The sequence below is a fragment of the Gulosibacter sediminis genome (genome assembly GCF_023370115.1).
GTDB lineage: Bacteria > Actinomycetota > Actinomycetes > Actinomycetales > Microbacteriaceae > Gulosibacter > Gulosibacter sediminis_A.
Genome location: NZ_CP097160.1, coordinates 486,334 through 508,018 on the forward strand (window position 1 = coordinate 486,334; position 21,685 = coordinate 508,018).

Sequence of the window (21,685 nt, forward strand, 5' to 3'; positions counted from 1 at the left end):
TTGAGAGGACTCCCATGTCGACCACGACCGAACTCGAATTCCGGATCGAGCGCAACAGCAGCGCGAAGTCGGATGCCGAGGTCGCCGAAATCCTGCAGAACCCGGGATTCGGGCACTACTTCACCGACCACATGGTGGTCATCGACTGGACCAAGGACGGCGGCTGGCAGGATGCCCGCGTCGTGCCTTACGGCCCCCTCATGCTCAACCCCGCCAGCGCGGTGCTCCACTACGCGCAGGAGATCTTTGAGGGGATGAAGGCCTACCGTCACGCCGACGGTACGGTGCACACCTTCCGACCCGACCGCAACGCCGCCCGCTTCGCGGGCTCGGCCCGTCGCCTCGCGCTGCCGGAGCTGCCCGAGGAACTGTTCATCGAGTCGCTGCGCCAACTCGTCGAGATTGACCAGCGCTGGGTGCCCGAGTATGGCAAGGACCAGTCGCTCTACCTGCGCCCCTTCATGATCGCGAACGAGGATTTCCTCGGTGTGCGGGCCGCGGAGTCGGTCTCGTACTACGTCATCGCGTCGCCCGCGGGCTCGTACTTCCAAGACCCAACTCAGCCGGTGAGCATCTGGCTTGAGCGCGAGCTGTCGCGCGCGGGCAAGGGCGGCACGGGTGCGGCGAAGTGCGGCGGCAACTATGCCGCGAGCCTGCTGCCGCAGCAGACCGCGTATGCGAACGGTTGCGAGCAGGTGCTGTTCCTCGACGCGTTCGAGCAGAAGTACCTCGAGGAGCTCGGTGGTATGAACATCGTGCTCGCGTTCAAGGACGGCACCGTCGCGACCCCAGAGTCGGACTCGATTCTCGCGAGCGTCACGAACGAGGCGATCCTTGAGCTCGTCGCCGAGGCCGGCCACAAGGTCGAGCGCCGCCGCATCACGCTCGACGAGTGGCGCGAGGGCGCCGCGGCCGGCGAGATCACCGAGGCGTTTGCCGTCGGCACCGCCGCCGTGATCGCGCCGATCGGCACGCTCAAGGCGACCGACTTCGTTATCGAGAACCCGCCGGTTACCCTCGACTCGCTCTCGATGCGCATCCGCGCGCAGCTCACCGGCATTCAGAACGGTGAGGTGCCCGACACCCACGGCTGGCTGCACCAGCTCGTCTAGCGACGGGCGCTCCGGCGCAGCAAGCGGGTCGCGGTGCGGGCGAGTGAGAACTGCACGACGTCGGCCGTGACCCGCGGGTCGAGCCCCGAGACCTTGACGATCTGCTCGATGCGATAGCGCACCGTGTTGCGGTGCGTGCCGAGCGCGTCAGCCACCTCGGCGACGCTGCCCGAATGGGCGAGCCAGGCGTCGAGGGTGTCGACGAGCGCCGTGCCGTGCTCGGCGTCGCTGCGCTCGAGCGGCCCGAGCACCTGCTGCGCGAGCTGCGCCAGCGGCGCCTCTTCGGCACTGAGGATGAGCGAGGCGAGCGAGAGTCGTTCGGCGTGACCGATCTCTTCGCCCTCGCCGAGCGACGCGAGGGCGTCGCGCGCCTCGTACCAGCTCCACCGCAGCGCCGGGCTGACGGGGTAAGCCCCGCCGACGCCGAGATGCACCGAGATGCCGGCCGCGCGGGCGGTCACGAGCAGCACCTCGGCCGCGATGTGCGGGTCGACGACGCGCTCGTCGAGCACGACGACGAGCGCGTCGTCGATGATCGCCGTCGCCGTCGCCTGCAGCGAGACGGGGATGCGCATCCCGCCGAGCTCCCCGCGCGAGCCGCGCTGCTGCTCGGCCACGACCATCCGGTAGTTGCGGCCGGGGCGCAGCCCGAGCTGCTCGAGGCGGGATGCGGTGGCCGCGTCGTCGAGGCGGTCGTCGCCGAGCTCGGCGAGCACCTGCCCGGCCTGCTCGCGCGCCGCGCGGACCCGTCGGGCCGCCTGCGCGAGGTAGAGGCCGACGAGCGATCGGGCGACGTTGACGAGGTCGTCGTCGCGCGGGCGCGTCGCGTGCAGCGTCGCCTGGCCCGAGTTGCCGAGGGCGATCGGCAGCGCATCCCAGCCGCTCGATGCGGGGTCGTCGACCTCAAGCGTGCCCGAGACGACCTCACCGTTGAGCGACACCGCGAAGTGGGCGCCGGTCTCTTTCTCGAGCCGCTCGAGCATGGCGTCGAGCCCGCCGTCGCTGAGCAGTAGCTCGACCAGGCGGTGGCGCTGCCGGTAGCGCGACTCGAGCTTCGCGACGCGCTCGCTCTCGTTGAGCTCGGCGACGCGACGGATTACCTCCGAGAACGCGACCTCGAAGGGCACCTCGAACACCGGCAGGCCCGCGCGCCTCGCGGACGCGAGCAGCGCATCCGGCAGCTCATCGTGGCTGATGCCAACGCCGAAGCCGATGCCCGCCGAGCCGGCCTTCGCGGCCGTCGAGACGAACTGCTCGAAATTGCCGGGAGTGCGCAGCCGCACCCCGGTGGTAAGAACAAGCTCGCCACCCGCGAGGTAGGGGGAGGGGTCGATGAGTTCGGTAACGACGGCCCAGTCGACGGGGCGGCGCAGCTGCGCGTCGTCGCCGAGGCGGGGCCGCAGCCCGAGCTCGGGGGTGCGCAGCAGACCGGCAATTGTCGTGACCATGGACCGAGCCTATTGCTCGTGCGCATGCACAACAAGCGAAATGAGTGTGGTGCAAGGCCACATCAAATCGCCGGGGCCATCAGCGTACGCTGACCTCAGTGGCGAAGAATTGCGTCCGTCAACAACGAAAGGAAGGCAGAGCAATGGAGTTCCGTCTCGAACAGCAGCGAAAGATTGTCACCGAGATCCCCGGCCCCAAGTCGCAGGAGCTCGCGCAGGAGCGTGCCAAGTACGTGAGCGCGTCGATCGGCTCGGCTCTGCCCAGCTACATCGAGGACGCCGACGGTGTCGTACTTCGCGACGTCGACGGCAACCAGTTCATCGACTTCGGCTCGGGCATCGGTGTGACCACGGTCGGTAACGCGAACCCGAAGGTCGTCAAGGCCGTGCAGGAGGCCGCCGCGAATGCGCTGCACCTGCAGATCAACACCGCGCCCTACGGCAACTACATCGAGCTCTGCAAGCGCCTCACCGAGCTCACCCCCGGCAGCTTCGACAAGAAGGCCGCGCTGTTCAACTCGGGTGCCGAGGCACTCGAGAACGCCGTGAAGATCGCGCGCAAGTACACCGGCCGCAACGCCGTCGTCGTGTTCGACCACGCCTTCCACGGCCGCACGAACCTCACCATGGCGATGACCGCGAAGAACATGCCGTACAAGGATGGCTTCGGCCCGTTCGCGAACGAGATCTACCGCGTGCCGCTGAGCTACCCCTTCCGCGACCCCGAGGGCATGACCGGTGAAGAGGCTGCGGCCCGCACCATCACCGCCATCGAGAAGCAGGTCGGCGCGAACAACGTCGCCGCGATCGTCATCGAGCCGCTCGTCGGCGAAGGTGGCTTCCTCGTGCCCGCCGACGGCTTCCTCGAGTCGCTCGTGAAGTTCGCGAATGACAACGGCATCGTCTTCGTCGCCGACGAGGTGCAGGCCGGCATGGCCCGCACCGGGAAGTGGTTCTGCTCGGAGTGGAGCGGCATCGAGCCCGACCTCATCACCACCGCGAAGGGCCTCGCGGGCGGCATGCCGCTGTCGGCCGTCGTCGGTCGCGCCGAGATCATGGATGCTCCGCAGCCCGGCGGCATCGGTGGCACCTACTCGGGCAACCCGGTGGCGAATGCCTCGGCGCTCGCAACCCTCGACGCTTACGAAGAGCAGGGCCTGCTCGACGCCGCGCTGAAGATCGGCGAGGTGGCGAAGGAGATCCTCGAGCCGCTCGTCGACGAGATCGGCATCGTCGGTGAGGTGCGCGGTCGCGGCGCCATGCTCGCGATCGAGTTCGTCAAGGACGGCTCGAAGGAGCCGAACGCCGAGGTCGTTGGCAAGATCGTCAAGGCCGCGCTCGAGCAGGGGGTCCTGTTCCTCACGTGCGGTACCTTCGGCAACGTGATCCGCCTGCTGCCGCCCCTCGTCATGCCCGAGGAGACCCTCCGCGACGGCCTGAACGTGCTCGTCGAGGCTATCCGCGCGAACGCGTAACGACGTAGTGGTCGTATGACCAGCTGACGATGGCCTCGAAGCCGATATCGAACAGCTCGTCATTCACGTCATGTTGGCTGCGCGTCGGCTGCGCCTCAACCGCCTTCGAGAAGGTTGGGGCGTAGCCGGCGAGTTCGCCGACGTTGTAAATATCCTCCGGCGCGTGCTCGTTGATCGCGTTGCCGTAGATGAACGACTCGAGCGCCGTGATGAGCGGCACGACCGAGTCGAGCGGCCAACCGGCCGCCACGAGCACCTTCGTCACCTGCTCGTACATCGCCACGGTCTGGGGTGACTCGATCACCTCGGTGGTCGCGATCGCCGTGATGAGCTCGGAGTGGCGCGCCATGATGTCGCGGTAGCTGCGGGCCCAGACCTTGAGCGCCTCGCGCCACGGCTGCGTCTCGAATGCCGAGGTGTCGACCTCGCCCATGATCGCGTCCTCGATCCAACGAAGGATCTCGAGCTTCGAATCGGCGTGGTTGTAGACCGCCGAGGGCGTGACGTTGAGTTGTGACGCGAGCTGCGTCATCGTGAACGACTGCACGCCGTTCGTGGCAATGATCTTGCGGGCCGCCTCGGTGATGACCTCGCGGCCGAGGATGCGCGTGCGCGGCCGCCCTGCCGGGCGTCGATTGCCAACCATTTCGACCTCCTTGGTGAATGTCTCCAGCGTAATCAATAAATGATTGTCATTCGTCAGTGTCGCCACTCGGGGTAGCATTGTCGGTGCGCAGAGTTGCGTGCGCGACACAGAGGAGTGGCAACGTATGGCCGAAACGCAGGTATCCCGCGACCGATTCGTCGTTGGGTATATCGCGGATGCGCGCGGCTACGACGCCCTCGAGTTCGCGAGTTTTATGGCCGAGGGCATCGACGCCGAGGTGCGCATCGTCATGGTGCTGCCCGAGCCGAACGCCTTCGGCACCGCCAGCGTCGGTACGCCCGTGCCGAGCGACCACATCTACTCGCAGCAGCTGCGTGACTGGGCCGACGATGCCCTGCGGCGCGTGCCCGAGGGCATCCACGCGCAGGTCGACTTTCGCTTCAACGACTCGGCCGCCCACGGGCTGCTGGATGCGGCGGCCGAGCTCGACGCGAAGATGATCGTCATCGGCGCGCAGGCCGGGCCGCTGCTCGGCAAGTTCACGCTCGGCTCGGTTGCGAATGCGCTGCTGCACGCCTCGCCGGTGCCCGTTGGGCTCGCCCCGCGCCGCTTCAAGAACCCGGGCGGCGGCGTGCAACGCGTCACCGGCATTTACGGCACGCGTTCGGGCAGCGAGGTCGTGATCGGCCGCTCGGTCGTGCGGGCCGTGCGCCGCGACGTGCCGCTGCGGCTCGTGTCGCTCGTGCAGGTCGACCAGATCGCCCCGCGCGAGGTGCGCGAGATCACCGACGAGGCACGGCGCTTCGGCGGCGAGCAACTCGAGGCCGTCGCCTCCGGGCTGCTCGATTCGGGCCGCGCGACGATTGAGATCGCCGAGGGGCACCGCCTCGAGGATGCACTCGCGAAGATCGAGTGGCTCCCTGGCGACGTCGCCTACCTCGGGTCGAGCCGACTCGGCCGCGGGCTCAGCGTGTTCCTCGGCTCGCGCGCCCGGCGCATCCTCGATGCCCTCGAGGCGCCCGTCGTCGTGCTGCCGAGCGAGTTTCGCGACTGAGTCTTCACGCGCCTGAGCGGCGCATCCTATTGGTCTGAACTAAATCGATTAATGGAGCGGCATGACGAACCAAGTTGACGGCCCCATCACCACCGCGATTAAGGGCCCGAGCTCGAAGGGCCTCAGCGTCGGCAAAGTCGGCGTGATTGGCGGCGCCGTCATCGGCGTCTCGACCATTGCGCCCGCCTACACCCTCACCTCGGGGCTCGGGCCGACCGTCTCGGAGGTCGGACTGCAGACGCCCGCGATTCTGCTCATCGGCTTCATCCCGATGCTGCTCGTGCTCTTTGGGTACCGAGAGCTCAACATGGCCCTGCCCGACTCGGGCACCTCGTTCACCTGGGCAACGCGCGCGTTTGGCCCGATCATCGGGTGGATGACCGGCTGGGGCCTCGTGTCGGCGACGATTCTCGTGCTCTCGAACCTCGCGGCGGTCGCCACCGACTTCTTCTTCATTCTGCTCGCGCAGATCAGCGGCAACTCGGCGCTCTCGGACATCCCCTCCGATCATCTCTTTCTCAATATCGTCGTCACCACGATCTTCGTCGCGCTCGCGGCGTGGATCGGCTATCGCGGCATCGAGACGACCGAGCGCGTGCAGTGGGGCCTCGTCGTGTTCCAGCTCATCGCGCTCGTTTGGTATTCGGTCGCCGCGATCACCTCGGCGCTCGGCGGCGACGCCTTCGACGCGACGCCCGTCGACGTGAGCTGGTTCAACCCGTTTGAGGTCGGCGACCTCTCGGTGGTCATCGCCGGCGTCTCGCTCTCGATCTTCATGTTCTGGGGTTGGGACACCGTGATCACCATGAACGAGGAGACGAAGGACCCGAAGCGCACGCCGGGCCGCGCCGCCACCGTCACGATCATCACGATCGTCATGCTCTACCTGCTCGTCACGGTCGCGACCCTGATGTGGGCTGGTGTCGGCGATGAGGGGCTCGGAGCCGGCAACCCCAAGAACCAGGAGTCGATCTTCGCGGTGCTCGCGCCCGAGGTGATGGGGCCGTTCGCGATTCTCATGTCGATCGCGATCCTCACCTCATCGCTCGCCTCACTGCAGTCGACGATGGTGTCGCCGGCGCGGACGATGCTCGCGATGGGCTTCTACGAGGCCATGCCAAAGTCGTTCGCGAAGATTTCGCCGCGCTTCAAGTCGCCGGGCGTCGCGACGTTCGTCGCGGCCACCGCCTCCATCGTCTTCTACGTGGTGATGCGCCTGGTCAGCGAGAACGCGCTGTGGGACACGATCACCGCCCTTGGCATGATGGTGTGTTTCTATTACGGCGCGACCGGCTTGGCGGCGGTCTGGTACTTCCGCCGCAGTTGGTTCACGAGCGTGCGGAACTTCTTCATGCGATTCCTGCTGCCGCTCGCCGGCGGCGCGACGCTCGTGTGGATGTTCGTGCAGACCTGCATCGACTCGATCGACCCGGAGTATGGTTCGGGCTCGTCGATCGGGGGCCTGGGACTCGTGTTTGTGCTCGGCATCGGTGTGCTGCTGCTCGGTGTGGTGCTCATGATCGTGATGCGCCTCGTGAACCCACGCTACTTCCGCGGTGAGACCCTCGAGGTGTCGGAGTATGAGCGCGACAAGGTCGAGGGTGTCGAGTTGTTGCCCGAGTAGGGCGCGTTAGGCTGGCCCGGTGAAGATCGCACGTTTCGATTACCAGAACCAGCTCGCCTACGGCATTCTCGACGAAGAGACCAACGAACTCGTCAAGCTCTTCGGCGACCCGCTCTACACCGGCTTCGAGACGACCGACGAGCGCATCCCGCTCGACGAGGCGCGCCTGCTCGCCCCGGTCATCCCGCGCTCGAAGGTCGTTGCGTTTGGCCGTAACTATGCCGCCCACGCCGCCGAGATGGGCAACGAGGTACCGGGCGAGCCGCTCATGTTCCTCAAGCCGAACACGTCGATCGTCGGCCCCGGGCATCCGATCATCCTGCCGAAGCAGTCCGAAGAGGTGCACTACGAGGCCGAGCTCGCCGTCGTGATCGGCCAGGTCGCGCGCAACGTGCCCGCGCACGACGCCGAGCAGGTCATCTTCGGCTACACCGTCGGCAACGACGTGACCGCACGCGACCTGCAGCGCAAGGACGGCCAGTGGTCGCGCGCGAAGGGCTTCGACTCGTTCTGCCCGCTCGGCCCCTACATCGAGACCGAGTTCGACCCGACCGAGGGCGCGATCGGCAGCCAGGTGAACGGCGAGACCCGCCAGGTCGGCAACCTCAACCAGATGGAGCGCTCGATCGGCACGCTGATCGAGTACGCGTCGAGCATCTTCACGCTGCTGCCCGGCGACGTGCTGCTCACCGGCACCCCCGAGGGCGTCGGCCAGATTGTCGAGGGTGACGAGGTTACCTGCGCGATCGAAGGCATCGGCGCGCTCATGAACCCGGTGACTGCTGCTTAAGTAGCAACGCCTTAATTTCTGCGAGCTCGTGGCGCATGGCCGCGAGCTCGCGGTCGTGTGGGAGGGGTTGGCGTTCGTCCTCGGGCGCCGTCTCGTGCAGGTTCGACATCGTGTCGACGATGACCGCGATGAAGAGATTGAGCATGACGAATGCCGAGACGAGGATGAACGGGATGAAGAAGAGCCACGCGCTCGGATGCGCATCCATCACCGGCACGACGACGCCGAGCGCCCAGCTGTCGAGCGTCATCACCTGAAAGAGCGTGAGCAGCGACGTCGGGATCGAGCCGAACATCTCGGGGTGTGAGTCGCCGAAGAGCACCGTCGCCATGACGGCGCCGACGTAGAAGATGATCGCCATGAGCGCGGCGATCGCGCCGATGCCGGGGATGGCCCGGATGATCGCCTCGGCGATGCGGCGCAGCTGAGGGAGTCGGTTGACGAGCCGCAGCACCCGCAGCACGCGCAGGGCGCGGAGCACCGCGAGCGGGCCCGATGAAGGGATGAGCGCGATCGCGACGACGAGGAAGTCGAACACGTTCCAGCCATCGCGCCAGAATGCGCGCCCGAGCGCGAACATCTTCGCCGCGAGCTCGATGATGAAGATCACGAGCGCGGCCACGTCGAGCACGTGCAGGAGCCCGCCCGCCCGCGCCATCACCGCATCCGAGGTTTCGAGGCCGAGCGTCACCGCATTCACGATGATCACGGCGATGATGAAGTTCTGCACGGCGGGGTGCAGCACGAGTTCGCCGACGCGGCGCCGAATGCCCGTCGCGTGGGGATTGGGCTGCCAGGGCTCAGGCGGGGAGGCGGTGCGCATTCGCTAAGCCTAGAAAGCGTGCGGGCGCATCGACATCGCCCCGTCGGCGTACTTGGCCTGCGCCTTCGGACGGGACGCGGCCAGCTACATCCAATTTGCGCGTTTGAAGAAGAAGTAGAGCCCGACGCCGACCGCGAGCATCATGCCGAGCGCCATCGGGTAGCCGAACGCCCAGTGGAGTTCAGGCATATCGTCGAAGTTCATGCCGTAAATGGCGCCGACGAGGGTCGGGGCGAAGAGGATCGCGGCCCAACCGGAGATCTTCTTCATGTCTTCGTTTTGGCGCTGCGCCACAAGGGTTGAGTTGACGCTGAGAATCTGCGTGAGCGACTCCTTGAGTTCGCGCGTCTGCGCGACGTGGCGCGCCAGGTGGTCGGCGACGTCGTCAAGGTACTTCTGCAGCTCGGCGGGGATGTCGTACTTCCCGAAGCCGCCGCGCAGAGCCGTCACGACTTCGGTCATTGACGACATGGTCTGCAGCATGTCGATGACCTCCTGGCTCAGGCGATAGATGCGCTCGGTGACCGCCGCATCCCCGCTAAATACCTGGCGCTCGATCTGCTCCTGGTCGATCTCGAGGCCGCGGAGCACCGGCTCGTAACCGTCGACGATCGCGTCGATGACGCGGTAAACGACCGCCTCGGGGCCGAGCGAGAGCAGGTTCGTCTGCGCCAGCACGCTGTCGTCGTCGCGGCGAATCAGGCTGAAGGGATGCTCGGCGTCGTGATCGCTCACCCGCGTGCCGTCGATCCATTCGTTGTCTTGGCAGAGCACGGCGACGTTACCAGGGCGCACGAGCACGTGAAACTCGTCGAAGTCGATCTCTTCGATGTCGTCAAGGTAGCGGGCCGAGCGCAGTACGAGCAGCAGCACGTCGCCGGCGCGCTCGAGCTTCGGCCGTTGGTTCGCGATGAGGATGTCTTCGAGCATGACCGGGTGCAGCTGCCAGGCGGTGCCGAGCTCGGCGATCTGCTCGGGCGTGGGCTCTGGGTAGAACGACATGGCCATGCGATCGGGCGCGTCACCAACGAAGTCGAGCGCGTCGGCGGGCGTCGTGTCGGCGGGGGCCTTCGAGGGCTGCCCACCAGAGATAAGGCGAATGATCGGGCCATGAGTCACGAGTCGAATGGTCTCACGAACACTAGGATGGAGACACCATGACTGCACCATCAGAGATTCGTGTTCGTTTCTGCCCGTCGCCCACCGGCACCCCGCACGTCGGGCTCATCCGAACCGCCCTGTTCAACTGGGCGTACGCGAAGCACGTCGGCGGCAAGTTCGTGTTCCGCATCGAGGACACCGACGCGCAGCGCGACTCGGAGGAGAGCTACCAGCAGATTCTCGAGGCGCTGAACTGGCTCGGTCTCGACTGGGACGAGGGCATCGGCGTCGGCGGCCCGCACGAACCGTACCGCCAGTCGCAGCGTGGTGACATCTACCAGGATGTGATTCAGAAGCTGCTCGAGGCCGGTCACCTCTATGAGTCGTTCGCGACGGCCGAGGAGATCGAGGCGCGCAACGTCGCGAACGGTCGCGACCCGCGCCAGGGCTACGACAATTTCGAGCGCGAGCTCACCGACGAGCAGAAGGCGGCGTTCCGCGCCGAGGGCCGCGAGCCGAGCCTGCGTCTGCGCGTGCCCGACACCGACCTCAGCTTCGACGACCTCGTGCGCGGCGAGATCACGTTCAAGGCGGGCTCGTTCCCCGACTTCGTCGTCGTGCGCCCGAACGGCCAGCCGCTCTACACGCTCGTGAACCCAGTTGATGATGCGCTCATGGAGATCACGCACATCATGCGTGGCGAGGACCTCCTCTCGTCGACGCCACGGCAGATCGCGCTGTACCACGCGCTCGTCGAGATCGGCGTCGCGAAGTTCATTCCGCGCTTCGGTCACCTCCCGTACGTCATGGGCGAGGGCAACAAGAAGCTCTCCAAGCGCGACCCCGAGTCGAACCTGTTCCTGCACCGCGACCGCGGGTTCCTCCCCGAGGGCCTGCTCAACTACCTCGCGCTGCTCGGCTGGTCGATTGCTGCCGACCGCGACGTGTTCACGATGGAAGAGATGTGCGCGGCGTTCGACGTCGCCGACGTCAACCCGAACCCGGCGCGCTTCGACCTGAAGAAGGCCGAGGCGATCAACGCCGAGCACGTGCGCCTGCTCGAGCCCGAAGACTTTGCGGCTCGGCTCGTGCCGTACCTGCAGGCGGCCGAGCTCGTGGCGACGCCGGCGACGGATGCGCAGCTCGAGATCGTGCGCCAGGCCGCGCCGCTCGTGCAGTCGCGCATGCAGCTGCTCGGCGAGACGCCGGGTCTGCTCGGCTTCCTCTTCGTGTCGACCGACGACCTCGTGTTCGAGGACGACGCGCTCAAGACGCTCAAGGACGGCGCGCTCGACGTGCTCGCGGCAACCGCCGAGTCGCTCGAGGGCGTGAGCGAGTGGGCGACCGAGCCGATCGAGGCCGCGATGCGCGCGAAGCTCATCGACGAGCTCGGCATCAAGCCGCGGCTCGCGTTTGGCCCGGCCCGCGTGGCCCTGTCGGGCCGCCGCATCTCGCCGCCGCTGTTTGAGTCGATGGAGCTGCTTGGTCGCGACGCGACGCTGGCGCGCATCCAGAAGCTCCGCGACCACCTGAGCGCCTAGGAGGCCGCTGTGACCATCGCGCCGGAAGACCACTACGAGGTCGTCATCGTCGGTGGCGGCCCCGCCGGGCTGCAGGCCGCGCTGCTGCTCGCGCGGCAGCTGCGCCGCGTGCTGGTGCTCGACGGCAATCGACCGCGGCACTCGGCGACGATGGAGGCACACGGGTTTCTCTCGCGCGACAACATTCCGCCGAACGAGCTGCGCGCCGCCGGCCGCGAGTCGGTTGAGGCGTACGAGAACGCCGAGATTCAGTTCGCACAGGTGACGCGGATCTCGCGTGATGGCGAGGGCTTCCGGGTCGAGGCGAAGGGCGTGCGCGGTTCGCGTGCGCGGCTCGTGCACGGCGAGCGCGTGATTCTCGCGACCGGACTGAAGGAGATCTTCCCCGAACTGCCGACCCTGCGCGCGTACTACGGCACGCACATCCACTCGTGTGTGGTGTGCGACGCATGGAATAAGCGCGATGCGTCGATCGCGGTGTTCGGCGTGCCGAGCGCGAAGACGCTCGCGTACCGGGCGGCGCAGCTGTCGCGGATTGGCTCGCACGTCACCCTGTTCGCGAATGAGGAGCAGGTGCACGAGGTCGATGCCGAGCGGCTGCGCTTGCTCGGTGTGGCCGTCGACCGTCGCGACATCGAGGATGTTGTGGGGGAGCGCGCGACCATGACCGGCGTGCGTACCGTCGATGGCGATGTGGTGCCGGTGGAGGCGGCCTTCGTGCTGCCGGCGTTCGAAGCGCAGATCGGTTTTCTCGACGACGATCTGCGGCCCGATCTGGATGCCGAGGGGCTCATCGTCGCCGATAATTTCGGTCGCACCCGCGTGCAGAACCTCTACGCGACCGGTGAGCTCACCGCGCCGGGCCCCGAGGTGCTCATCATCTCGGCGGGCAAGGGTGCGCGTACCGCGATCGCCGCGCACCGCGACGCCATCGGGTTCTAGAACGGCGCCGGGTCGTCGGCGTACTTGAACTCTGGGCCCAACACCGGGCCCATCGGTTCTGGGTAATCGATGAACACATGTCCGAGTGGCGAGGTCCACTCGAGCACGCCGCCGCCGAGATGTCGTACTCTCCATGGCTTCCGGTGTTTCTGTATGTGGTGGCATTTGCAGAGGTATTGCAGGTTTTCGGGCACGGTCTTGCCGCCGATTTCCCATGGAACCGTGTGATCGAGTTCGCATTTGGCCGCGGGCCGGCGACAACCGGGGTGCCGGCAAGTTTGGTCTCGTGCACGTAGGTAGTGAGTGAGCGAAGCAGTCGCGACGCGCGTGTCGGCGGTGATGACGTGGCCGTTGATGGGGTCGGTGAGGATGCGCTCGATCGAGGGCACGTCGCCGAACCAGTCGCGAGCCTCATCGACGCTCATCGGCTGTGTTCCGTTGAGTGTCGCGATGTCGCGCGGCGTCTCAGGGTCGCGAAGTGCGAGCACAGGCACGACGATGCTGATGTTGGCCTCCACTCGCCGCTTACCGGCGGACTTGCTCTCGAGAATGCCTTGCGGGGTGGAGGTGAGCAGGGTGTCGAGGAGGAGGTCTGCACGGATCTGCTCGATCGTGCGTTCGTCGGGCAGGAACTCGGCAGAATCAGTGTCGGCTGCATCTTCGTCGTTCGAAGCCCTGAGCTCGGCGATCTCGCGCTTGTTCTCGTCACGCAGGATCTTGGCCTCGGTGGTCAGGAGGTCGAAAGCGGCGTTCGCGAAGCTGGAGGGAAGGTACGCCGAGAGCCAAGACATGCCGTTCTCGACATCTTGGATGACGACGCGGCGTTCTTTCACCTCTCGTGCATGATTCGCTTCGAACTCGCTTGCCGCATGTCGTGCGGCTAGGCATTCGGCGTATTTCTCGGTCTTGCCGGGGAGGTGGTTCTTGGCATAGTTGAGCACCTGCTCGCCGAAAGAATCGATGACTTCGTCGGGCAGGTCTTTCGAATGCCGCAGCACGGAGTCGACTTGTTGCTTCGACACCTCGCCAGCGCGCAACGGCTCGAGCCAAGAGGGGAACTTCGAAGTGAGTCGGTGTGCGGCGTGCGCGCGTGTGATCAGCGCGGTGTCGCTGAGGTTGAGGAGGGCGCCGTAGGAGCCCATGATCGAGCGCAAATTGTAGCGAAACAGCTCGGCATATGCCCCGCGCCCTGGGTGTTCCGCACGCTCGGCGTGTGACCGCTGCTCGGTGATAAGGAATGCGGCGGAGAGTGCCTGTGCCTCGGCGGCGTCTGCCTTCCCGCGTGCTGCCTTCACTTCTACGAGGAAGTCGCCGATCTGCTGCAGTGGCTCGTTAAGTCCATCAGTCTCGGGAGGAGGCGTGGCAGCGCCGAAGTAGTCGTCGGCTGGTGGAGTAGATGACATCGAACTGTACCTCCTTCGCGGGTGACTCAATTCTCGCACTATTAGAACGTAAATGCAAGAGAGAATTTCATGTGATTAGAACAAACATGCTAATTAAGGTCAGGTGCTTTAGCGTGCATCCTCTCGTCGTGCGAGCCGAAGTCATGTGGTGCTGAAGCAAGCACACCACGGGCCTACGACATGGAGTCAGTGTGGCTGAAGCTCGACATGCTGCTGCCTGGCTCGGCGCAGCGTCTTCATGCTGCCTAGTCGAGCTTGCCGAGTTCGAGCATGGTGTCGGCAAGGATGCGCAGTTGATTTGTGCGCACGCGTTGCGAGTTCGCGGATGCGCTGATGCCGATGGCCTCGGCGGCACGCTGGTTGTCGAGGCCGTCGAGCAGGAGGCGGAGGCTGTGGCGCGCGCCGACGCGGAGCCGCGCGAGCTGCGCATCCACGAGCTGCGCGGTCGCCGGTGCCAGTGAATTACTTTCGGAGCGACCGTCGACGATGCCGGTGCGGATGCCGGGGTATTGCGGGTCGGATTCGAGGGTTTCGACGGCCTCGATCGCTTCGCGAGCGCGCCACCAGGCGCTGCCATCCTGGATGTTGCGCTGTTCGTCGATGACGCGCACCTCGCCGCCGCCGAGCCCGAAGCGTAGCTCGACCGCGCCGTCGAGCAACAGGCGCAGGTGGTAGCTCGCGGTGAGGGCGGCGCCGAGCGTGCGGAAGATGCCCTGCAGTTCGTCGCCAACGGTGGGGTGCACTGGCTCGAGTGCCGCCTCGGAGTCGAGCTCCGGCAGCGCTGCCAAGATCGCCGCGTGTGTCGTCGAGCGGTCAGAGCCGCGCGAGTCGACGATGTCGACGAGCAGCGCCACACATGAAGAATTTGCCTTCATTTTGCTCATATGAAGACTTTACCTTTATTTCGCCGAAATTTGAAGGACTGGCGTGCTGGCGCGAGGTTTCGGGGCCCACGTTTGGTCGTCGATGTCGGGGGCGTCTGATTCACTTGAGGAAGCTGCAGTGAGCTGGCGCACCTCAATGTGTGTCGGGTGAAACTGCAAGAATCAATAAGTCGGTGCACCCGCCTGTACGTGATGCGCGGCAATCCTTCATCTTTCAAGAATGAAGGAAACACCTGCACGCCCTCACCGTGCTTCAGCCCTGAAAACCGCACCAAGGAGGCGACATGGACCCCCTCGAGCTCCTGCTCAAGGCCCTCATCATCGCCGCTCTTGGCGTGGTCGCGCTGCTTGGCAACCCGGTCGTGCGTCTCCTGCTGCGCCGCATCGACGCGCCGCAACCGTCGGCCGAGGCGGGCCTACCGCTGCTCGAGACCGGCCGCGTGCTGCGCGGCGGCCGCTGGATCGGCATCCTCGAGCGCGCCGCGGTCTACGCGACGCTCGTCGCCGGCTTCCCCGCGGGCCTCGCGATGATCATCGCGATCAAGGGCCTCGGGCGATACCCCGAGCTGCGCGCACAGGCCGACTCTCGCGTGGGCGAGCTCTTCATTATTGGAACGTTCGCGAGCATGCTCTGGGCGGCCGCGTTCGCTGGAATCGCGTATGGAGTGGTGCGACTGTGGTGACCTATGACGGCAGCAACCTCGACGCGGCGGGGCTGCCCGACTCGGTGCAGCACCGACTGCTCGAGCTCTGGCAGGAGCCCCACCGCGACTATCACGGCGTGACCCACCTCGAGTCGGGCCTCGCGGCGCTCGACACGCTCGGCGGCACGCAGCTCGAGAAGATCGCCTTCTGGTGCCACGACGCGGTGCACACGAACACCTCGCCCGACGACGAACACGCCTCGGTCGACATCGCCGAGCAACTGCTCTGGGGCAACCTCACCGACAGCGAACTCGACGAGGTGACCCGGCTCATCCTCATCACCATCAACCACCGGCCGGATGCGCAGGACGCGGCGGGCGCGCGGGTGTCCGACGCCGACCTGGTCGGCCTCGCGCTCGACTGGGACGCGTACGAGGAAAACATCGAGGGTATCCGCGTCGAACTGCCGGAACTCAGCGGTCGAGCCTGGCGTGCCCGCCGCCGCAAGCAGGTCGAGGGCCTGGTCGCGCGGCCGCAGATCTTCTTCACCGACTATGGCCGCGAACACTGGGAGGACCGGGCCCGCGTGAACCTGCTGCGCGAACTCGACGATCTTCGCTAGCCCCAATCGCCCAACTCGTCACACACCGTAATAGCTGTAACTCGGGGTCACCGCGGTTCGCTTCGGCAGGCCATCACCCACAAGATGAATTGGTCGCGCCACTCGTGCGCGCGGCCAATTGACCTCGAGAGAACGGAACGCCGATGACGAAACGCATTATTCTCAACGCGTTCGATATGACCACGACGACGCACCAAAGCTCGGGCACGTGGCGCCACCCTGACAGCCAGGCTCACCGCTATAAAGACCTCGACTACTGGACGAACCTCGCTCAGACGCTCGAGCGCGGCCGCTTCGACAGCATCTTCATCGCCGACGTGCTCGGCACCTACGACGTCTTCCGCGGCTCGGCCGCAGCGGCCCTCCGCGACGGCGCCCAGACGCCGGTCAACGACCCGTTCCTGCAGGTGCCGGCCATGGCCGCCGTCACGAAGCACCTCGGCTTCGGCGTCACCGCTGCAGTCACCTACGATCAGCCGTTCCCGTTCGCGCGCCGCATCGCGACCCTCGACCACCTCACGAAGGGCCGCGTGGCCTGGAACGTCGTGACCTCATACCTCAACTCGGCCGCCCTCAACCACGGCTTCACGAAGCAGCTCGGTCACGACGACCGCTACAAGCTCGCCGAGGAGTTCCTCGACGTCGTCTACAAGCTTCTCGAAGGCTCGTGGGACGACGACGCGGTCGTGTTCGACCAGGAGAACGGCGTCTTCACCAACCCCGCCAAGGTGCACCCGATCAAGCACGAAGGCAGGCACTTTTCGGTGCCCGGCTTCGCGATCACCGAGCCGTCGCCGCAGCGCACGCCCGTGATCTTCCAGGCCGGCGCCTCGCCCCGCGGCCGCACCTTCGCCGCTTCGCACGGCGAGGGCGTGTTCATCTCGCCGGCGACGCCCGAGGGCGCCCGCGTCATCACCGACGACATCCGCGACCGCGCCGAGGCGCAGGGCCGCTCGCGTGACGACGTGAAGATCTTCGCCCTCGTCACCGTCGTCACCGACGAGACCGACGCGAAGGCGGTCGAGAAGCTCAAGGACTACCTGAGCTACGCCAGCCCCGAGGGCGTGCTCGCGCTCTACGGCGGATGGACGGGCATCGACTACTCGAAGTTCGACAGCGACCAGCCGCTCGAGGCCGTCGACAATGACAGCCTGCGCTCGGTGCTCGCATCGCTCGCCTCGTCGGACAACACCGTGCAGTGGACGGTCAACGACATCGTCGAGCGCCGCGGCATCGGCGGCATGGGCCCCGTGATCGTCGGTGGCCCCGAAACCGTCGCCGACGAGCTTGAGCGCTGGGTCGAGGTCGGCGGGCTCGACGGCTTCAACTTCGCTTACGCGGTGACGCCGGGTACGTTCGAAGACCTCGTCGACTACGTGGTGCCCGAGCTGCAGCGCCGCGGCCGCGCCCAGACCGAGTACACCGGTTCGACCCTCCGCGAGGGGCTCTACGGTGAAGGCCAGTCGCGCGTGCTCGACTCGCACCCGGCCGCCCGCTATCGGGGCGCATTCACTGAGACGGTGGAAGATGCAGAGGATCGGGAGTTCGCACTATGACAGACACCAACACCACCACGCACACGCAGTTCGACGCGCTGACCGAAGCCGAGTTTAAGAACGTCGTTGGCCACTTCGCCTCGGGCGTCACGGTCGTCACGACCGCGTTCGGCGACAAGCTCTACGGCTCGACGGCATCGGCCTTCTCGTCGCTGTCGATGGACCCGCTGTCGGTGCTCGTCTGCCTCAACAAGACGAGTACGACCAACCCGGCCGTGACCGGCTCGGGCTATTTCGCGGTGAACATCCTCGGCGAGCAGAACGCCGAACTCGCGAAGCACTTCTCGCGCAAGAACGACGACAAGTTCGCCACCGTGAATTACAGCCGCTCGCAGTTCGGCGGCGTGCCGACGCTCGACGACGCCCTCGCGACCATCGTCTGCGAGGTCATGGACACGCCGGTCGGCGGTACCCACACGGTGTACTTCGGCCGCGCGCTCGAGGCGACCGCCGCATCCGGCGGACCGCTCGCGTACTACCGCGGCCGCTTCGGCCGCTTCGAGGAGTTCGAGATTTAGTGAGCGACTTCACCCGGCAGGCTGAGCCTGCCGTCTACGTGCTGCACGAGAACGAGGACTGGCTGCCGCCGCTGCGCGAGGCGTTCGCCGCGCCGGGTGTGCCGCTGCGCGAGATCGAACTCACCGCCGGGTCGATCGACCTCGCGGCCGAGCCGCCGCAGGGCGTCTTCTGGTCGCGGCTCAGCGCGTCGTCGCACACGCGCGACCACGGCCACGCCAAGGAGTACGCCCGCGCCGTGCTGCGCTGGCTCGAGGCGCACGGCCGCCGGGTCGTGAATGGCTCGCACGTGATCGAGTTCGAGGTGTCGAAGGTTGCGCAGACCGCGGCGCTCGCGGCGGCCGGGTTCGACGTGCCGCACACCGTCGCGGTGTTCGGCAAGGATGAGCTGGTCGCCCGCGCGGCCGAGCTCGCGACGCCATTCATCACGAAGCACAACCAGGGCGGCAAGGGCCTCGGCGTGCGCCGCTTCGACAGCCTCGAGGAGTTCGTCGCGTACGTCGACGGGCCCGACTTCGAGGAGCCGATCGACGGCATCACGCTGCTGCAGGAGTACCTCGTCGGCGCCGAGGCGTTCATCACTCGCGCCGAGTTCGTCGACGGCGAGTTCGTCTACGCCGTGCGCGTCGACACGTCGGCCGGCAGCTTCGAGCTCTGCCCAGCCGAGGCGTGCGCCGTGCCCGTCGGCGCCGGTGGCGTCGAGGCGGAGGGCCTCGCGGCCGCGCCGATTCAACTCGGTGACTTCGCGCCGGCCGCCGCCGCGTGCGAGGTCGGCGCCGACAGCCTATTCAGCATCCGCGAGTCGGTGACGGTCGACGACGAGCTCATCGTGCGCCTGCGCGACTTCCTCGCCGCGAACCGCATCGAGATCGCCGGCATCGAGTTCATGGAGACGGTCGACGGCCGCCGCGTCGTCTACGACATCAACACGAACACGAACTACAACCCCGACGTCGAGGCCATCGCCCCCGCGTCGGCCGCCGCATCCCTCGTTCGTGCCCTCGGCCGCGAACTCGACCAGCTCCGAAAGTAAGAAACCTTCCCCCGATGCGCTTTGGCTACTGGACGCCGACGATGGATCGTTGGCTTCGCAACGTTGATGAGACCTTCCCGATCGACCTCGCGGCGCAGCAGCGCATCGCGCGCGCGGCCGAGCGGGTCGGCTTCGACATCACGCTGATTCTCGAACTCAACCTCAGCGACATCGGCGGGGCGGATGGGCCGGTGCTCGACGCCTGGTCGCTCGCCTCGGCGCTCGGGGCTTCGACTGAGAGGCTCGAGATCCTCGCGGCGATTCGCCCGATCTATCACCAGCCGGTGCAGCTCGCCGCGAAGCAGGCGGCGACGCTGCAGTACCTCACCGGCGGCCGATTCAGCCTCAACGTTGTGTCGGGTTGGTGGGCCGAAGAGGCGCGCCAGTACGGCATCGAGTTTGCCGCGCACGACGACCGCTACGCGTTCACGCGCGAGTACGTGGACGCGCTGACGACGCTCTGGCGCGACGACGTCGCGAACTTCGACGGCGAGTTCATCAAGTTTGAGGGCACGCACCTGCAGCCGAAGCCGAGCCCGGCCCCGCACATCTTCGCGGGCGGTGAGTCGCCGGCAGGCCGCGAATCCATCTCGCAGTACGCCGACTCATACCTGACCCACGGCGGCACCGTCGAAGAGCTGGGCGAGAAGATCGCCGACATGCGCGTGCGCCGCGAGGCGACCGGTCTCGCGCCGTTCAAGCACTTCGGCATGGCGGCCTTCGCGATCGTGCGTGACACCGAAGCCGAGGCCCTCGCCGAGCGCGAGCGCATTACGAACGTCGCCGAGGGCTCGCCGGGCTTCGAGTCGTACCAGGACTTCATCTCGAAGTCGGAGCTCAACGTCAACGTCTCACCCGAGGATTACTCGGTTTCGAATCGTGGCCTGCGCCCGAACTTCGTCGGCACGCCCGAACAGGTGGCCCGGCGCATCCTCGAGTTTGAGCGCGTCGGTCTCGACGTGCTGCTGTTCCAATTCGCCGACCCCGAGGGCGAGCTGATTCGCTTCGGCGAGCAGGTGATTCCGCTCGTCGAGCAGCTGCGGGCGGCCGAACTGGTCGGCCAATGACGACGCCCGGCGACGGCGTCGTGCCGCCGAACTACGACTGGGATGCGTTCGGTTTCGACACGCGCCAGGTGCACGCGGGCGAGCGGCCGAACGCCGATCACGGCGACCGAGTCGTGCCGATTCACGTGAGCAATGCGTTTCGTTTCGACTCGTTTCAGGACACCTGGGATCGCTTCGCCGGTGTCGAAGATGGCCAACTCTATTCGCGGCACCTCAACCCGACGGTCGAGGTCGCCGAGCAGCGCATCGCCTCGCTCGAGGGCGGCTCGGGCGCGGTTGCGTTTGCCTCGGGCAGTGCGGCGATCATGGCGACGATTCTCGCGCTCTGCGGCCAGGGCGAGCATTTCGTTTCGACCGCGAGCATCTACAGCGGCACGATCGCCGGGTTCGAGCGCACGCTGAGCCGGCTCGGCATCTCGGTGTCGTTCGTCGCCGACTGGCGCGATGCCGACGAGTGGCGCGCGGCGCTGCGACCCGAGACCCGCGCGGTCTTCACCGAGACGATTCCGAACCCGAAGAACGACATTGTCGACGTCGCCGCGGTGGCGAAGGTGGCACGCGGGGCCGGCGTGCCGCTCATCGTCGACAACACCATAGGCACGCCCGCGCTGATCCGCCCGATCGAGCACGGTGCTGACATTGTCGTGCACTCGTCGACGAAGTTTCTCGGCGGCCACGGCGCGACGCTCTCGGGCGTCGTCGTCGACGGCAGCACGTTCGACTGGGCGGCGAATGCCGACCGTTACCCGCAGCTCGCCGACGCGGTGACGCGTTGGGGCGAGCGCCAGGCGTTTGCGCAGTTCATGCGCTTCAACCAGCTCTACGACTTCGGCGCGACGCTTTCGCCGTTCAACGCCTTCCTGCTACAGCAGGGCCTCGAGACGCTGTCGCTCCGCCTCGAGCGGCACGCCGCGAACGCGCACGAACTCGCGCTCTGGCTCGCCGAACAGCCGGGCGTCGAGTCGGTCGACTACGCCGGGCTGCCTGGCAGCCGCGACTTCGAGCTCGCGCAGCGGCTCTATGACGGACGCAGCGGCTCGGTGTTTTCGGTGACGGTTGCGGGCGGGCTCGAGGGCGCGCGCACCTTTATCGATCACCTACGGGTGTTCTCGCGCATGACGAACATCGGTGACACCCGCTCGCTCGTGATTCATCCCGGCACGACAACCCACGTGAACTTCACGCCCGAGCGCCGCGCCGCGCTCGGCATTCATGAGGGGCTCGTGCGGCTTTCGATCGGCATCGAGTCGGTCGACGACCTGCGCGCCGACCTTGCCGGCGCGCTCGCGGCGGTCGTGGCGCGGTAACTTTGCGCCTTTGGGGCGGGTGCGGCCCGGAAACGTGGACGAAGGCCGAGATTTCGGGTGTTTGAACGGGCTCAGCCCGTTCAAACCGCCAAAATCTCGGCCTTCGTCCAATCACGTCGCGGCGAACCGCGACGA

General features: G+C 66.6%; 20 protein-coding genes. 14 read left to right on the top strand and 6 right to left on the bottom strand.

All coding sequences use genetic code 11. The features are described 5' to 3' along the window. The first annotated feature begins 14 nt into the window (after positions 1–14). Positions 15–1,112 (top strand): branched-chain amino acid aminotransferase, encoded by a 1,098-nt coding sequence (locus M3M28_RS02100; RefSeq protein ID WP_249387208.1) that lies wholly within the window; start codon positions 15–17, stop codon positions 1,110–1,112. On the opposite strand, the gene M3M28_RS02105 is transcribed toward M3M28_RS02100, so the two are convergent. Beyond that, the gene (locus M3M28_RS02105; protein WP_249387209.1) at positions 1,109–2,560 is read right to left on the bottom strand and encodes a PucR family transcriptional regulator; all 1,452 of its coding nucleotides are present in this window, start codon (positions 2,558–2,560) and stop codon (positions 1,109–1,111) included. The two genes, M3M28_RS02100 and M3M28_RS02105, sit on opposite strands and share 4 nt — an antisense overlap. Positions 2,561–2,703: 143 nt before the next feature. Between M3M28_RS02105 and gabT the strand changes: the two genes are divergently transcribed. Continuing rightward, the gene (gene gabT / locus M3M28_RS02110; RefSeq protein ID WP_249387210.1) at positions 2,704–4,035 is read left to right on the top strand and encodes a 4-aminobutyrate--2-oxoglutarate transaminase; all 1,332 of its coding nucleotides are present in this window, start codon (positions 2,704–2,706) and stop codon (positions 4,033–4,035) included. Here gabT and M3M28_RS02115 read toward each other — a convergent pair. Next, positions 4,016–4,681, bottom strand: coding sequence for a TetR/AcrR family transcriptional regulator (locus M3M28_RS02115; RefSeq protein WP_249387211.1), 666 nt, complete (start codon positions 4,679–4,681; stop codon positions 4,016–4,018). The two genes, gabT and M3M28_RS02115, sit on opposite strands and share 20 nt — an antisense overlap. 124 nt (positions 4,682–4,805) lie before the next feature. Here M3M28_RS02115 and M3M28_RS02120 point away from each other — a divergent pair, with 124 nt between their 5' ends. The 3 genes from M3M28_RS02120 (at position 4,806) to M3M28_RS02130 (ending at position 8,110) form a co-directional block, all read left to right on the top strand. Beyond that, positions 4,806–5,696: a universal stress protein gene (locus tag M3M28_RS02120; RefSeq protein ID WP_249387212.1), complete on the top strand. Its 891-nt coding sequence runs from the start codon at positions 4,806–4,808 to the stop codon at positions 5,694–5,696. Between the two features lie 61 nt (positions 5,697–5,757). Next, positions 5,758–7,320, top strand: a complete 1,563-nt coding sequence (locus tag M3M28_RS02125; RefSeq protein ID WP_249387213.1) for an APC family permease — start codon at positions 5,758–5,760, stop codon at positions 7,318–7,320. Between the two features lie 19 nt (positions 7,321–7,339). Next, complete coding sequence (locus M3M28_RS02130) at positions 7,340–8,110, top strand: fumarylacetoacetate hydrolase family protein (protein ID WP_249387214.1); 771 nt, start codon at positions 7,340–7,342, stop codon at positions 8,108–8,110. Here M3M28_RS02130 and M3M28_RS02135 read toward each other — a convergent pair. Together M3M28_RS02135 and M3M28_RS02140 are read right to left on the bottom strand one after the other, a co-directional pair. Continuing rightward, positions 8,085–8,933: an ion transporter gene (locus M3M28_RS02135; protein ID WP_249387215.1), complete on the bottom strand. Its 849-nt coding sequence runs from the start codon at positions 8,931–8,933 to the stop codon at positions 8,085–8,087. The two genes, M3M28_RS02130 and M3M28_RS02135, sit on opposite strands and share 26 nt — an antisense overlap. An 84-nt stretch (positions 8,934–9,017) precedes the next feature. Then, positions 9,018–10,052 carry a magnesium and cobalt transport protein CorA gene (locus M3M28_RS02140; protein WP_249387216.1) on the bottom strand — a complete coding sequence of 345 codons (1,035 nt, stop codon included), beginning with the start codon at positions 10,050–10,052 and terminating at the stop codon, positions 9,018–9,020. A gap of 38 nt (positions 10,053–10,090) precedes the next feature. On the opposite strand from M3M28_RS02140, the gene gltX reads away from it, so the two are divergent. Beyond that, positions 10,091–11,575, top strand: coding sequence for a glutamate--tRNA ligase (gltX, locus tag M3M28_RS02145; protein WP_249387217.1), 1,485 nt, complete (start codon positions 10,091–10,093; stop codon positions 11,573–11,575). Between the two features lie 9 nt (positions 11,576–11,584). Then, complete coding sequence (locus tag M3M28_RS02150) at positions 11,585–12,517, top strand: NAD(P)/FAD-dependent oxidoreductase (RefSeq protein ID WP_249387218.1); 933 nt, start codon at positions 11,585–11,587, stop codon at positions 12,515–12,517. On the opposite strand, the gene M3M28_RS02155 is transcribed toward M3M28_RS02150, so the two are convergent. Together M3M28_RS02155 and M3M28_RS02160 are read right to left on the bottom strand one after the other, a co-directional pair. Then, positions 12,514–13,812, bottom strand: coding sequence for an HNH endonuclease signature motif containing protein (locus tag M3M28_RS02155; RefSeq protein ID WP_249387219.1), 1,299 nt, complete (start codon positions 13,810–13,812; stop codon positions 12,514–12,516). The two genes, M3M28_RS02150 and M3M28_RS02155, sit on opposite strands and share 4 nt — an antisense overlap. A gap of 353 nt (positions 13,813–14,165) precedes the next feature. Then, positions 14,166–14,804 (bottom strand): SatD family protein, encoded by a 639-nt coding sequence (locus M3M28_RS02160; RefSeq protein WP_249387220.1) that lies wholly within the window; start codon positions 14,802–14,804, stop codon positions 14,166–14,168. 284 nt (positions 14,805–15,088) lie between these two features. Between M3M28_RS02160 and M3M28_RS02165 the strand changes: the two genes are divergently transcribed. The 7 genes from M3M28_RS02165 to M3M28_RS02195 all read left to right on the top strand — a co-directional run bounded on the left by M3M28_RS02165 (position 15,089) and on the right by M3M28_RS02195 (position 21,550). Beyond that, complete coding sequence (locus tag M3M28_RS02165) at positions 15,089–15,487, top strand: hypothetical protein (RefSeq protein ID WP_249387221.1); 399 nt, start codon at positions 15,089–15,091, stop codon at positions 15,485–15,487. Next, positions 15,481–16,071: an HD domain-containing protein gene (locus tag M3M28_RS02170; protein ID WP_249387222.1), complete on the top strand. Its 591-nt coding sequence runs from the start codon at positions 15,481–15,483 to the stop codon at positions 16,069–16,071. Before M3M28_RS02165 ends, M3M28_RS02170 begins: the two co-directional genes overlap by 7 nt. A gap of 143 nt (positions 16,072–16,214) precedes the next feature. Continuing rightward, entirely contained in the window at positions 16,215–17,627 is a 1,413-nt protein-coding gene (locus M3M28_RS02175; RefSeq protein WP_249387223.1) for an LLM class flavin-dependent oxidoreductase, read from the top strand. Next, a complete protein-coding gene (locus M3M28_RS02180; protein ID WP_249387224.1) occupies positions 17,624–18,145 on the top strand; it encodes a flavin reductase family protein in 522 nt (173 codons plus the stop codon). The genes M3M28_RS02175 and M3M28_RS02180 overlap by 4 nt, the downstream gene beginning before the upstream one ends. After that, positions 18,145–19,176: an ATP-grasp domain-containing protein gene (locus M3M28_RS02185; RefSeq protein ID WP_249387225.1), complete on the top strand. Its 1,032-nt coding sequence runs from the start codon at positions 18,145–18,147 to the stop codon at positions 19,174–19,176. The genes M3M28_RS02180 and M3M28_RS02185 overlap by 1 nt, the downstream gene beginning before the upstream one ends. A 14-nt stretch (positions 19,177–19,190) precedes the next feature. Then, positions 19,191–20,243, top strand: a complete 1,053-nt coding sequence (locus M3M28_RS02190) for an LLM class flavin-dependent oxidoreductase (RefSeq protein ID WP_249387226.1) — start codon at positions 19,191–19,193, stop codon at positions 20,241–20,243. After that, complete coding sequence (locus tag M3M28_RS02195) at positions 20,240–21,550, top strand: O-acetylhomoserine aminocarboxypropyltransferase/cysteine synthase family protein (RefSeq protein WP_249387227.1); 1,311 nt, start codon at positions 20,240–20,242, stop codon at positions 21,548–21,550. The genes M3M28_RS02190 and M3M28_RS02195 overlap by 4 nt, the downstream gene beginning before the upstream one ends. The last annotated feature ends 135 nt before the right edge of the window (positions 21,551–21,685 follow it).